The 13,758-nt window shown below is 41.0% G+C and carries 9 protein-coding genes; 8 read left to right on the top strand and 1 reads right to left on the bottom strand.

Annotated features, from left to right (window positions below):
- Nucleotides 1–2: 2 nt before the first annotated feature.
- Complete coding sequence (locus tag PHAL_RS0105515; protein ID WP_016707422.1) at nt 3–1,877, top strand: hypothetical protein; 1,875 nt, start codon at nt 3–5, stop codon at nt 1,875–1,877.
- Between the two features lie 45 nt (nt 1,878–1,922).
- Here the strand turns inward: PHAL_RS0105515 and moeA are convergent, their stop codons facing one another.
- Nucleotides 1,923–3,143 carry a molybdopterin molybdotransferase MoeA gene (gene moeA / locus PHAL_RS0105510; protein ID WP_016707421.1) on the bottom strand — a complete coding sequence of 407 codons (1,221 nt, stop codon included), beginning with the start codon at nt 3,141–3,143 and terminating at the stop codon, nt 1,923–1,925.
- Between the two features lie 47 nt (nt 3,144–3,190).
- Between moeA and modA the strand changes: the two genes are divergently transcribed.
- The 7 genes from modA to PHAL_RS0105475 all read left to right on the top strand — a co-directional run bounded on the left by modA (nt 3,191) and on the right by PHAL_RS0105475 (nt 13,739).
- Nucleotides 3,191–3,940 (top strand): molybdate ABC transporter substrate-binding protein, encoded by a 750-nt coding sequence (gene modA / locus PHAL_RS0105505; RefSeq protein WP_016707420.1) that lies wholly within the window; start codon nt 3,191–3,193, stop codon nt 3,938–3,940.
- Nucleotides 3,934–4,626 carry a molybdate ABC transporter permease subunit gene (modB, locus tag PHAL_RS0105500; protein ID WP_016707419.1) on the top strand — a complete coding sequence of 231 codons (693 nt, stop codon included), beginning with the start codon at nt 3,934–3,936 and terminating at the stop codon, nt 4,624–4,626. Before modA ends, modB begins: the two co-directional genes overlap by 7 nt.
- Complete coding sequence (locus PHAL_RS0105495) at nt 4,613–5,638, top strand: ATP-binding cassette domain-containing protein (RefSeq protein ID WP_016707418.1); 1,026 nt, start codon at nt 4,613–4,615, stop codon at nt 5,636–5,638. The genes modB and PHAL_RS0105495 overlap by 14 nt, the downstream gene beginning before the upstream one ends.
- Nucleotides 5,639–5,862: 224 nt before the next feature.
- A complete protein-coding gene (locus PHAL_RS0105490; RefSeq protein WP_029216037.1) occupies nt 5,863–7,332 on the top strand; it encodes a NarK family nitrate/nitrite MFS transporter in 1,470 nt (489 codons plus the stop codon).
- Between the two features lie 11 nt (nt 7,333–7,343).
- Entirely contained in the window at nt 7,344–9,119 is a 1,776-nt protein-coding gene (locus PHAL_RS0105485) for a bifunctional protein-serine/threonine kinase/phosphatase (protein ID WP_016707416.1), read from the top strand.
- Between the two features lie 422 nt (nt 9,120–9,541).
- Nucleotides 9,542–11,035, top strand: a complete 1,494-nt coding sequence (locus tag PHAL_RS22795) for an FAD-dependent oxidoreductase (protein WP_016707415.1) — start codon at nt 9,542–9,544, stop codon at nt 11,033–11,035.
- Between the two features lie 10 nt (nt 11,036–11,045).
- Nucleotides 11,046–13,739 carry a nitrate reductase gene (locus tag PHAL_RS0105475; protein ID WP_016707414.1) on the top strand — a complete coding sequence of 898 codons (2,694 nt, stop codon included), beginning with the start codon at nt 11,046–11,048 and terminating at the stop codon, nt 13,737–13,739.
- Nucleotides 13,740–13,758 lie beyond the last annotated feature (19 nt).

Genomic DNA, 13,758 nt, shown 5'->3' with positions numbered 1-13,758 from the left:
TGATGTTAAAAAAACTTATATCAGTTAGTTTACTTGTGTCACTTGTCGGTTGTGGTGGCACATCAGATGATAAACAAACCAGCTCAACGTCAGTAACGGTTGAAGAGACCACTTCATCAGTGAGCTTCTATATTGCCCCTTGGCAAGCTCAATCAGGCACTTTAACACTGGTTAATGATAATACAGGCAACATTGAAAATATTGATGTTGCAAATATTAATAGTGTGACGTTACCGGCAGGGGCATTAAACTTCCATCGTGTTGAATTTGTCTCAGATGGAGCAACACTCCCGTGCCCCAGCTTTGCAGGTTGTGGTCGAACATTTAGAGATAACCCGTATGATGAGAACAGTAACCGTCGTATTGATTATCAAGAGCAGATGGATATGACTCTGAGTTATCGAGCTGACTTTTTGGCGGCGCCAGGTGAGAATAAACTGTATTTATCGCCAGTCAGTTCGTTAATTAGTGATGATAATTTAGATATTACTCTACAGAGTGTAAGCGCAACCCCTTTTTATCATCTGACGCATAGCCAGTTAAACGATAATCTTGAAGCAGAACTGCTAACTAATGCATTGACCTTTGGCGTTATTTTAAAAAGAGCTGCTGATATTGAGTTAAGTCTAACAACAAGCAGCAGTGCAGTCGTTGAACAACAAGCACAGTTAGAAAGCCTGCAACTTTACCGTACTTATGCCGATCGTTATGTATCGGAAAACCTACTAAACGTGAAAGGTAATCAGTTATTACAATCAGTTGTTGGTGAAGTTAAACAAAAGCTTGCAAGTATTGGTGAGGCACAAAACATTAAACAACGTACCCTCACAGAGCAGCAATTACATTCTAAAGAATTACTAGAAGATGTACGTAATATATTAGGTGTCGCGCGGTTACAAGAACAAAAATACAGTGATGAACTCAGCCAAAAGCTAACTGAATTCGTTGATATAGCTGATAACGAGTCGCAACAGACGCTTATCGTTTTGGCTAATGTACTTTATGACGTGATCTATAATTTTTCACCGCTAAATGATACCGAAGCGGGTATTTATACCTTACAAGGCTTAACGATAAATTACCAAGAATCACCATACTCGTGGGTGATCAGTGGCCAGTATGATAACCATGAGGTGCAACTGGATTTAAATATTCCACAATGGCGTATCAGTGGCTTATTAGGTAATCAAGTAAGTGGTGTAATGAATGCCAAAGTGATTGGGACAGATACACAATTAAGTGTCGATGTGAGTGACTTAGTATTGTCTTTTGATGGCACTGACGATCCATTTGCAAATGATCAAAGTGAAACTACGGGGCAGCTTACCATTGCCACAAACGTCACATTGAAAAATGAAATTAGCACATTAAATGGTGATATAAGTCTAGCTGCCAATCGCTTTGTTACCCCTTTTGAAGAGCTTGTGACAGTACTGTCGAGCTTTGATTTTAAAGGCCAACTGGTTAGCGAAAATCAGATAACTCCGTTTAGTTTACAAGCTATAGAAGCAACACCATTTATTGATGAAGCATCAACGAACATCGTGTTTGCAGTACAATTAGAACTGCCATTAAATGGAGCAAATGATTTGCAGTTTGCATATGTCGGTAGCTTGGCTCGTTTAACTGAAATTACCAATGCAAATATTGCGTTACGATTAAAAAATAGGGCGCTTGAAATAAACCTGCGCACTGTAGGAAATAATATCAACGCAGTGATAAAAGGTGCCCAAGGACGTTGGCTAGATGTTAAGCAAAAAGGTCGTAATTACAGTGGTGGACTCTACTTTGGTGATACACAAATTGCAGATGTAACTGCGGTTAGAGGTGTACCTGGTATTTTATTTCCTGACGGTACTTTTGAGTCATTGTTTTAGTGTAAAAGTAGCCTATTAACGCAGCTTAATAGGCTACTGTATGATTTATTTAAACATTTCTATATCCACTTGAGCACCCTTAGCAACGCCAGCACAGTCTGCTGGGAGGATAATAAAACAGTTGGCTTTACTCATCGATGTTAGCACGCCAGAGCCTTGATAAGGTAAGGCACTTACAGTGTAAAAGCCGTTATTATCAATCGTGGCAATTGCTCGCTGAAAATCGGTGCGCCCTGGGCGTTTTTTTATTGCAGTTGTGGTAATAGCACTAAGCTTATTTGTTTTCTTTATTTTTGCTTGGGCTGAAAGGTAATTAAGAGCAGGACACACTAGTTGCATAAATGTCACTATTGCAGACACCGGGTTGCCAGGTAAACCAAAAAAGTAACTGTTTGGTAGTTTACCAAATGCAAAAGGCTTCCCTGGTTTCATCGCAATTTTCCAAAAACCGATTTCACCAATCTCATTGAGTACCTCTTTAGTATAATCGGCATCACCAACAGACACACCGCCAGAACTTATCACAACATCTGCAGCTAAATCAGCTGTTAAAAATGCGTCTTTTATGGCGGTTTTAGTATCTTTAACTATCCCTAAATCAATCACATCAAAAGCAAGTTTTTGTAGTGATGCAATAAGTACCGCGCGATTACTTTCATATATTGCACCGGTTTTTAATGGTTGCCCCGGGAGGGTTAATTCATCGCCGGTTGAAAATACTGCAACTGTTAACTTTTTGTAGACAGTTAGTTGATTGATGCCCAGCGAGGCCAGTAAGCCAAGATCAACTGGGGTTAGCTTATGGCCTTGAGTTAAAACCGTTGCCCCTTTAGGTATGTCCTCACCAGCCCGGCGTATGTTGTCAGCCATTTTTATTTTTTGATTTATAGTGACAGAGTTGCCGGTTTTAGTTGCATTTTCTTGCATTATAACCGCATCACAGCCTTTAGGTACTAGGGCTCCTGTCATGATCCTTACGCACTCACCTGGGTTTAATTCTGGCTCAAAATATTCTCCAGCAAGCACACTTCCAACTTGTTTATAGCTGTTAGATGATGATTGGTAACAAATTGCGTAGCCATCCATTGCGGAGTTATCATGAATAGGCACGTTTATGTCAGAGATCAGCTCCTTGGCTAAAACCCTATCTAAAGAATCGAAAAGGCTGATCTGTTCATGTTGCTCAACAGGTTTTATTGTCGATAAGATATTTTCAATCGCGGATTCAACCGATAATAAACCGGATGCATTAAAGCAGTCATTCATATATATTGATTCATCATATTCATTCGATAATTAAAACAATACTCATAATGTCAATGCTTTACAATAGAGTCAGTTACTATTTTTGGTTTGTTCTTTTACTCACTATTAGTAGTGTATCGGCAAAAGAAAATCTGCATATTGCTGTTGCCAGTAACTTTAAAGCGCCTTTAGAGCAACTCTTAAGCGAAGCCCCTTTTGTTGATGATATTGAAATAACCTTATCAGCTGGTGCAAGTGGGGTATTGTACTCGCAAATAATTCATGGTGCGCCTTTTGATATGTTTTTCTCAGCGGATGCTAAAAGACCCGCATTATTAAAACAAAAAGAATTAATTATTAAGGGGAGTATTCATACTTATGCAACGGGAGTCTTAGCGTTTTGGCAACCAGAATTAGACTCGAAAAATAATTATATTGCCATTGCTAACCCTCGTTCTTCACCCTATGGTGAAGCGGCTAAATATTACAATGAGCACACCCTTAAAACCGATTTATCATTTGTGTTAGCGCATAATATTACGCAGGCATTTCAGTTTGTAGACAGCGCAAATGCGGGACAAGGTATTGTCGCGTTAGCTAGTTTAAAAGCAGCGTACCAGCAACAAGCTGATGCTAAATACTTAGCTTATAAAGTGATCCCTGCGGATCAACACCCAGCGATTACGCAACAAGTCGTGGTGTTAAAATCTACTAACAATTTAGCAAGTGCTAATAAAGTACTGAGCTATATACTCTCTCCTTCAGTACAAAGTGAGATCGCAGAATTAGGCTATCTAAAGGTGTGTAGCCAATGCTAGAAACAGACTTTACGGCATTATTGTTAACAGTAAAACTTGCGATTATCACCTCAGTACTCCTAGTCATTATTTGTTTTCCAATCGCGTGGCTATTAGCAAACTATAAAGGTCGGTTTAAGCCATATTTTGAAGCGATTATTGCACTTCCCCTGGTTTTACCGCCAACCTTACTTGGTTTTTATTTATTAGTGGCTTTTTCTCCTAATACGCTACTAGGTGAGGTTTGGCACAATTTGACGGGACACCAGCTTGCCTTCAGTTTTTCTGGGATTATTCTAGGTTCGCTGATTTACTCATTGCCATTTGTGATGCAACCTTTACTGGTGGGGTTTAACCAAGTAAATAGCCAATATAATAATGCTGCAATCGCGCTGGGTTTTAGTACGTCGAAGCGATTTTTCTTTTTATTAATTCCATTACTTAAAAGTACAATTTTAAGTGCTTTTTCACTCGGTTTCGCTCATACGCTTGGTGAGTTTGGATTAGTGTTAATGATCGGTGGCAACATTCCAGGTGAAACCCAGGTAGTGTCAATCGCTTTATACGATCATGTTGAAGCGCTTAACTATCAGGCGGCACATGAGCTTTCACTGATTTTATTTGCAATTTCATTTATCTGCTTAGTTTTACTGTTTAAGTTTAATCGATCAAACCTAGGTTTTAGAGGGAAGAATGCTTCAAATTAATATTAACCTTGCGCTTAAACACTTTGTTTTGGACGTCCAGTTTGAAGTTGAACAGGGTATAATTGTCGGGGTTTTTGGTCCTTCAGGCGCAGGTAAGTCAAGTTTATTAGCTGCGATCAGTGGTGTCAGTGCTGGTCAGTCTGTTACGAATCGCCAGCAAAATATAGCAAACCTCGCACCGGATAAACGTGGGATGAGTTTACAATTACAAGCCTGTCCATTATTTCCTCACTTAGATGTACTTGGAAATTTAAGTTTTGCCTGTAAGCATCGGCCTAAGAACAACAATCAACTCGCTCTTAATGAGACGGTTTCTTTATTAGGGATTTCAGATTTATTAAATCGTGAGGTTAGCAGTTTATCTGGAGGGGAGCAGCAGCGAATTGTTTTTGCAAGAACTTTACTACTTGGACAAAATATTATTTTGTTAGATGAACCTTTTTCAGCTCTCGACTGGGTGAAGAAACAGCGCCTGCTTTGGGCAATAAAATATTTAGCAAAGAATAAAAATATTACCTTTATTATGGTGAGTCACTCACTTAAAGAGCTCAGTTATTGTGCTGATAAAATGTTGCAATTAAAGCAAGGTAAAATGACTCGATTTGGCGATACAGAGATCATCAGTCAGCAAATTAATAATGAACAGGGCACCACACATTTTAGCTTTCTTAACTTTCAGCAACCGCGTCGATTATCTGAGCATAACTTAACTAAAGTATCACTTATTGATAGTCAGCAAGTACTGTATATCAATCAATTTGATGAAAAAAGTAGTTATAAAATTTGTGTAAATGCAAACGATATCAGTGTCAGTCTAAAGCTTGAACGAAATAGCAGCTGCATAAATACATTACAATGCATTTTGGTTAGTTTTCAACGACAGCAATACGAAGTACTGCTGTTTCTGGATGTCGATGGGCAAAGCTTGCTATGCAGTTTAAACCCATTGGCATGGCAGCAGTTGGGTGTTACGACAGGGCAGACGCTTTATGCGCACCTGCACGCTATTTAGTTTACTATTTTGCACCGATACAGCACATTTATATTCCTCAAATAGTGCAACCACAGCACTTTATATAACTTTAAAAATATAACGCTTTGAAATTATGGAAAATAATTTTATGGCTCATAATTTGCTCGTTCCTACTCGCTTTTAACTTACTTAGAACAAAAAAAGAGTATTAAAAGTATTTTAAGATTTTATTCTAATAAAAAATAGCGTCAGGAGCGTGCCGTATGCAGCAAAGTACAGGATTCAATTTATTCTCATTTCGGGGCAAGATGAAAGTGCTTCATCTTAGTTGGATGGTTTTTTTCGTATCATTTTTTGTCTGGTTTAATCATGCACCCATGCTAGGAGCTATAGCCACCTCACTTGGGATCAGTATGGCTGAAGTAAAAACGTTACTGATTTTAAATGTTGCATTAACCATACCTGCGCGGGTAGTGGTGGGTATGCTTACTGATAAATACGGCCCACGGATTGTTTATTCTGCGTTACTTATAGTCTGTAGTATTCCATGTTTTATGTTTGCTGCAGCCACAACGTTTGAGCAAGCAGCCATTGCCCGCTTTGCGCTGGGATTTATTGGGGCAGGTTTTGTGGTTGGTATTCGTATGGTGAGTGAGTGGTTTCCTGCGAATGAGCTTGGCATAGCAGAAGGGATTTATGGCGGATGGGGCAACTTTGGCTCCGCAGCTGCAGCGATGTCGTTGCCTGTAATTGCATTGCTATTTGGTGGGGAAGATGGCTGGCGTTATGCAATTGCTGTGACTGGGGTTATCAGTATTTTATTTGGCTTGATTTGGTTTTTTAATGTTACCGATACGCCAAAAGGGGCAACCTATTTTAAACCTAAAAAAATAGGCGCAATGGAAGTAACCAGTAAAGGTGACTTTGTATTACTGTTGATCATGAAAATCCCAATGTATGCGGCACTGGCACTTTTAAGTTGGAAACTGTCACCAAGTGGTGCCAATCTTATTTCCGCGAATTTTGTATTAGGTGTCTATAGTGTTCTAATTTTACTTTATATTTATGAGGTATATAAAACGTATGACATTAATAAAGGCATTTTTAAACAACCAGTTCCTGAGTCACAACGCTATGAGTTTAAACAAGTTGCGGTGTTAAATATTTTATACTTTACAACCTTTGGTTCAGAGCTTGCAGTTATTTCAATGTTGCCGTTATTCTTTAGTGAAGTGTTTGGTCTCGATATGGTTTATGCTGGGTTGCTTGCCTCTGCCTACGCGTTTATGAACCTTGCATCGCGCCCTGGCGGTGGGTGGATCTCAGATAAACTTGGACGCAGAATAACCTTGATTGTGCTGACGATGGGTTTAGCTGTTGGTTATTTTGTTATGGGCTTGGTTGATGCAAGCTGGCCGCTGTGGTTAGCTGTTATAGCGGCAATGGCATGTTCGTTCTTTGTGCAAGCTGGTGAAGGCGCTGTGTTCGCGGCAGTACCACTGATTAAGCGTCGTTTAACAGGGCAAATTGCTGGTATGACAGGTGCTTATGGCAATGTAGGGGCGGTAGTATATTTAACAGTATTATCAATTGTTGAGTATCAAACTTTCTTTTTTGTCATCGCAGGCAGTGCATTAGTGGGACTGGTAGCGTTAATGTTTATGCAAGAACCAAAAGGCCACATTACTGAAGTAAATGAAGACGGCTCTGTTGAATTAATCTCTGTTACATAAGGAGAAATTAGATGATAGCTGAAACCGTCAAAGCGAATCGTAATGTGAATAAACGCATCGCTGCAGCGCATGTTGTCAATGAGCTACGAGTGTCATTTGGCGGTCACTCAGCATCAGGCATCAAAGCAGATAACCAAGATGCCTTTGCCGCACTGAATACGCAAGGCCATGAGCGTGATCACAAAGGCATTGTGGCCTGTATTGCAGATGGTTGCTCAAGTGCAAAATTCGCCAAAGAAGCGGCTAATTTATCAGTTAGTCATTTTATTAATGAATACTTAGCGACTGAGCCAAGTTGGTCGGTAAAAAAATCAGTCTCAAAAGTGCTGGCTAGTTTAAACTTATGGCTTTATTCGCAAACCCCTACTAATAGCCAACAGACTCATCGTCAAGCGCATTGGATGACAACATTTAGTGCGTTGATATTAAAATCAACCAGCGGCTTTATTTTTCATTTGGGTGATACCCGTGTTGCGCAATTTCGTGATGGTGAACTGACTCAACTAACTCGTGACCATAAAGTTAATCAGCATTTAACTAAGGCATTAGGCGCAGAGCTACACCAAGAAGTTGATGTCTATCAGTTTGAACTAAAACAACATGATATTTATGTCTTGAGCTGTGATGGTGTACACGATTTTCTGAGTAAAACACAGATTATTGAGTGCATTAATAGTGAACAAGATTTGGAAGCGGCAGCGAAAGCGATAACACAACTTGCGATTGCACAGGGCAGTGACGACAATGTCAGTTGTTTACTTGTAAAAGTACAACAGCTCCCCAAAAAGTGCTTAGATGAACGTTATCGGGATCTCACTAAACGCAAAATTCCCAGCGTATTGCAAGTCGGCCAGCAGCTTGATCAATACAAAGTGCTAAGGCAGATATACGCAAGTACTCGTTCACACATTTATTTAGTGCAAAGTGATGAGTATACGGCCCCTGTGGTATTAAAAACACCTTCAGTAAACTTTGCGGAGGATCTGCATTACTTGCAAGGGTTTATGCGTGAAGGTTGGGTTGGCCAGCGTATTGACCACCCTAATGTGATGAAAGTACTTAGCACCGCCGACGACAGTGCATTTTTGTATCATATTTGTGAATACATGGATGGTCAAACCTTAAGGCAATGGCAGGCAGACAACCCTAAGCCACAAATAAGCCAAGTGCGAAACATTGCGTTGCAAATAGTTCAAGCACTGCGAGCTTTTCAGCGTCTTGACATGGTCCATCGTGATTTGAAGCCAGATAATGTTATGATAGATGCGCACGGCAAAGTAACTTTGATTGATTACGGCACCGTGAAAATTGCTTCTATACATGATGACATTCATCAAATAACCGATGAATGTCCGCAAGGCACACTAGGTTACACAGCCCCAGAAACATTACAGACCTTGAACGCCGACTTTAAGAGTGATTTATTTTCACTCGCTGTCATCGTTTACGAACTACTATCTGGACACTTACCGTATAAGTCGTTATCTTCTAACCAATCGACATCGTCAAGCAGCACTTTTTGGCATTATCGTAGTATTCGCGACTACCGTAATGATATCCCATTTTGGTTTGACCAAACATTAATGAAAGCTACCGCAGTAAAGCCTGAGCATCGCTATAGCTCATTTTCTGAGTTCATCAATGACCTTAATACACCTAACTCGCAGCTTAATATGACAGTGATTGATAAGCCGTCGTTTTATCAGCGTAACCCCGTAATGGTGTGGCAAGTGATCGCTATCGGTTTATTCCTGTGCCTACTTACAGTGCTTATTCTGCCTCGTTAAGCTTACCCGTGTGTTTGACTTTTGAAGTCGGCATAGCCGAGTTTAAAAGCCAAACATACAACAGTAAATTTAACCTCCCCAAATAGACAGCCCTTCGTCGTGCGGTTACTTATTAGTCGATCACACACCACAGCTATATAAGCGGTGCTTATGGCGAGGGATTTGCTCATTGTTAGTTAATGCATGAAATCAGATTGTCTGCACTTCGATGAAAAAACCCTAACTTGAATAAGTATTAATCTTAACTGCGTAACACTGCCTAGTATCACAGTGGTGCAAATGATGGATCGTCGTGGTGCTGTACCTAGACTTTAATAAGTAAAGAAAATATAAGTTATTGTATTTGTTTGATTTAAATGTTTGGTATGGCCTTTGCTTTAATTAATAACAACAATAAATACAATTGCAAGTAGGGTGAACTGATGAGCCGCAAACAACGAGTTGTCGTCGTCGGTAATGGAATGGTTGGGCATCATTTCGTAGAGCAAATTACCAGCCTTATAAAACCTAATACAGGTGTTGAAGTAACGGTACTCAGCGGTGAGGAGCGCTTAGCATACGATAGAGTACACTTATCTGAGTTTTTTACTGGCAAAACAGCCAATGATCTTGCACTCACTAATGAGCAAATATATACAGATTGGCAAGTACGCTTTTTCACCAATGCAAAAGTCACTGACATAAACCGAGTAAAGCAGCAAGTCACTACGAGTGGGGGCGTGACTTTTGATTACGACAAACTGGTACTCGCTACCGGCTCATTTCCTTTTGTACCACCCATTCCGGGGAAAGATCGCGAGCATTGCCTCGTGTATCGCACCATAACTGATTTGGATGCGATCAAACATTCCGCCAGCAGCAGTAAAGTAGGAGTTGTGATTGGCGGAGGGTTACTTGGTTTAGAGGCTGCTAATGCTTTAAAACAGCTAGGTTTGGAAACTCATGTGGTTGAGTTTGCGCCGCAACTTATGGGGGTGCAAGTCGATAATGGCGGGGGGCGATTACTGAAAGATAAAATAACGGCATTAGGAGTACAGGTCCATACCTCGATGGCGACTGAAGAAATTGTCGATGGAGATCGCTGTCGTTATAAAATGTGTTTTAAAGGTGGTAAAACACTGGAAACGGACCTCATTTTATTTTCAGCAGGGATCCGCCCTTATGATAATTTAGCGCGTGAGTTTGATTTAGCCGTTGGTGAGCGTGGCGGCATAGTGATCAATAATCATTGCCAAACGTCAGATCAAAATATTTACGCTATTGGCGAATGTGCGCTGTGGAATAACTTTATATTTGGCTTAGTTGCACCGGGTTACGCCATGGCTAAAATTGCCGCGAAACACATTTTATTTAACAACAGTGATGATGCATTTTTTGGTGCAGATATGAGCACTAAATTAAAACTGATGGGGGTTGAAGTTGGCTCTATCGGTGACGCTCATGCACGGGCACCGGGAGCGCGTAGTTATGTGTTTGATGATCAACTTGCCGGAGTCTACAAAAAAGTAGTGACCAACCAAGCTGGTACTCGTTTAATTGGTGCTGTACTGGTTGGTGATACCAGTGACTATGATAACTTATTGCAATATCACTTAAACGACTTAGCGCTGAATGCCGCCCCAGAGTCCCTTATTTTTCCGCTTGCCCCACCGCCAGATACAGTTTCAATAACTGATTTACCGGCGGATGCTGTTATTTGTAGCTGTCACCAAGTTACCAAACACACTATTGAACAAGCAGTATTGAGCGGCGCTAATGATTTGCTTGACGTGCAAGCAATAACTAAAGCCTGTACCGGTTGTGGTAGCTGTGAAAACCGCGTGAATTGCATTATTGAGCATAGCTTAGCCATTACTAAAGCACAGCCGCAGCAGCTTAGTGATGAAGTATTAATCCCTGTAACTGAACTTGCATAAAGAGAGCGCCATGACCACGTTAAAAGAGAGCTTAATTCAAACAACATGCGCGTATTGTGGAGTCGGCTGTGGAGTGGACGTTGCCTTAACAGATAACCAACCCAGCCTGCTTGAGGGGATGCCAGAGCATCCTGCAAACTATGGGCGACTATGCGTAAAGGGCACCCATTTACTAGATACAATAAGTAATGATAATCGTCTTACAGCACCTGAGATCAATAACAAACAAGTAAGCTGGTCTGAGGCGAGTCACTACGTGGCGAGTGAATTTGGTAGAATAATTGCTGAGCACGGCCCTGATGCGGTAGCTTTTTATGTTTCTGGACAGTTGTTAACCGAAGACTATTATATTGCCAATAAACTCATGAAAGGTTATATCGGTTCGGCCAATATAGATACGAACTCACGATTATGTATGTCTTCTGCGGTGGCAGGTTACAAACGTGCTTTTGGTGAAGATGTAGTCCCTTGTGATTATGAAGACTTAGAGCACACCGAACTGCTTATTTTAATTGGCTCTAATGCGGCGTGGACGCATCCAGTTTTATACCAGCGCATTGCGCGAGCCAAGCGCATGAATCCGAATATGAAAGTGGTGGTTATTGATCCTAGACGCACAGATAGCGCAGAGCTGGCTGATAGATTTTTACAAATAAAGCCAGGCACAGACGCCGCATTGTATAACGGTTTGTTGCGTTATTTAGCGGATAACCAACAGCTTGATAATGATTTTATTGAACAACATTGTGATGACTTTGCATCCGCATTAGCTGCAGCACAGCCTTGGACAATAGCTGCAGTAGCTCGCTATTGTGAGCTGGATACACACTTGCTTAGTCAATTCTATAGTGAGTTTGCTAACAGTGCCTCAGCAATAAGCTTTTACTCAATGGGCATTAACCAATCAACCTCAGGGGTTGATAAATGCAATGCGATCATTAATGCTCATTTAGCGTCAGGGAAATTACTAAAAAAAGGCTCAGGACCATTTTCTATTACCGGGCAACCTAATGCCATGGGCGGACGTGAAGTCGGTGGGTTGGCAAATCAACTTGCAGCGCATTTAGAAATAAATAATGTACAACATCAATCGTTAGTAAAGCGCTTTTGGCAATCTCCGACAATCGCTACGCAAGAAGGGGCTAAAGCACTTGATATGTTTGATGCGATCCGCGATGGCAAAATAAAAGCAGTGTGGATCATGGGAACCAACCCGATGGTTAGCCTACCGAATACTCATGAGATCGCAAAAGCACTTACGGCGTGTGAGTTAGTTGTGGTATCAGATTGTGTGGCTAGTAACGATACACTTGAGTATGCCCACGTTAAATTACCTAGCACCGGCTGGGGAGAAAAAGAAGGTACAGTAACAAATTCAGAGCGCCGTATTTCTCGTCAAAGGGCGATTATAGCGCCGTTCGCTGAGGCAAAAAACGATTGGCAAATACTTTGTGATGTCGCTAAAAAAATGGGTTTCAATGGCTTTGACTTCACTCAGCCCAGTGAAATTTTTGATGAGTGGGCGCGTTTAACAAGCTTTGAAAATAACGGTACACGGCAACTTAATTTGTCTGCCCTTGTGGGTATGAGCACACGAGAATATAATGCATTAAGGCCAATTCAATGGCCGTGTATTGCCAACGATAGCTACCAGTATGGGCAAGTGTTTAGCCAAAACCAATTTAGCACAGCAAATAAAAAAGCGCGGTTTATCCCCATCACGCCACAGCTACCGAAGCAAGTTACTTCAACAGAATACCCATTAGTAATGAACTCTGGGCGTATTCGCGATCAATGGCACACTATGACTCGTACAGGAAAGTCGGCCACACTTTCAAGCCATATTACCCGCCCCTACATTGAAATTCACCCTCAAGATGCAAGTCAACTTGGGATCAACAATGATGACTTAGTACAAGCCATCTCTAAGGTGGGTGACGTAATAGCGAATGCTAAAGTGACTGACTCATTAAGAGCGGGTGAATGCTTTATGCCGATCCATTGGAATCAGCAATTTGCATCATCTGCTAATGTCGGTAAATTGTATGCAACGATAGCAGATCCTATTTCTGGTCAGCCAGAGACTAAATTTACAGCCATAAAGCTGCTCCCTGTAACATTCAGCCAATATATGAATGTATTTGTTGCCAAGCAATGTAGCTGCCATGCAAACGTCACCTCGCACAGTGACTATTGGCTAAAAGTCAATGCCAGTAATTGCAGTCAATATCAACTTGCTTTGAATGACGCTGTGCCAGATATACTGCATTGGTGCCAACAGATAAGTGGCATAAAAGGGCAGTGGTCTGGTTTTTATGAAGGTACGACTCAGCGTATTCAATGTATTGCCAATGGACGCTTAGTGTTTGTTGCAATGATCAGCGATACACAAGTTACCACATCGATTGAGTGGATTAATCACTTATTTAGTGAACCAGCATTGAACTTTACACAACTACAATCATTATTAACCGCGACACCTGATGAAGAATTTAGCCAGGGGCGGCAAATTTGCAGTTGCTTCAAAGTCAGAGAGAAGCCAATTATCGATGCAATTAAAGCGGGAACTCACCGAGTTGATGAATTAGGCCAACAATTAAAGTGTGGGACCAATTGTGGCTCGTGTAAAACAGAGTTAAGTCAGCTTATTAAACGTCATGCACTGGCTAAAGGACAGCAAATTGATGTGCTGATCACGGTGTAGTTGTTATGTCACAGCTGAT

The organism is Pseudoalteromonas haloplanktis ATCC 14393 (assembly GCF_000238355.1).
Taxonomy (GTDB): Bacteria; Pseudomonadota; Gammaproteobacteria; order Enterobacterales; family Alteromonadaceae; genus Pseudoalteromonas; species Pseudoalteromonas haloplanktis.
The sequence above is the reverse complement of the archived record's forward strand: the minus strand, read 5'-3'. Positions and strand labels throughout refer to the sequence as shown.

Excerpts from the sequence above, each read along its gene's own strand:
- PHAL_RS0105495 (WP_016707418.1), top strand. The coding sequence starts at position 4,613 with ATGCTTCAAATTAATATTAACCTTGCGCTTAAACACTTTGTTTTGGAC.
- PHAL_RS0105490 (WP_029216037.1), top strand. The coding sequence starts at position 5,863 with ATGCAGCAAAGTACAGGATTCAATTTATTCTCATTTCGGGGCAAGATG.
- PHAL_RS22795 (WP_016707415.1), top strand. The coding sequence starts at position 9,542 with ATGAGCCGCAAACAACGAGTTGTCGTCGTCGGTAATGGAATGGTTGGG.
- modA (WP_016707420.1), top strand. The coding sequence starts at position 3,191 with ATGTCAATGCTTTACAATAGAGTCAGTTACTATTTTTGGTTTGTTCTT.
- moeA (WP_016707421.1), bottom strand. The coding sequence starts at position 3,143 with ATGAATGACTGCTTTAATGCATCCGGTTTATTATCGGTTGAATCCGCG.
- PHAL_RS0105475 (WP_016707414.1), top strand. The coding sequence starts at position 11,046 with ATGACCACGTTAAAAGAGAGCTTAATTCAAACAACATGCGCGTATTGT.
- modB (WP_016707419.1), top strand. The coding sequence starts at position 3,934 with ATGCTAGAAACAGACTTTACGGCATTATTGTTAACAGTAAAACTTGCG.
- PHAL_RS0105485 (WP_016707416.1), top strand. The coding sequence starts at position 7,344 with ATGATAGCTGAAACCGTCAAAGCGAATCGTAATGTGAATAAACGCATC.
- PHAL_RS0105515 (WP_016707422.1), top strand. The coding sequence starts at position 3 with ATGTTAAAAAAACTTATATCAGTTAGTTTACTTGTGTCACTTGTCGGT.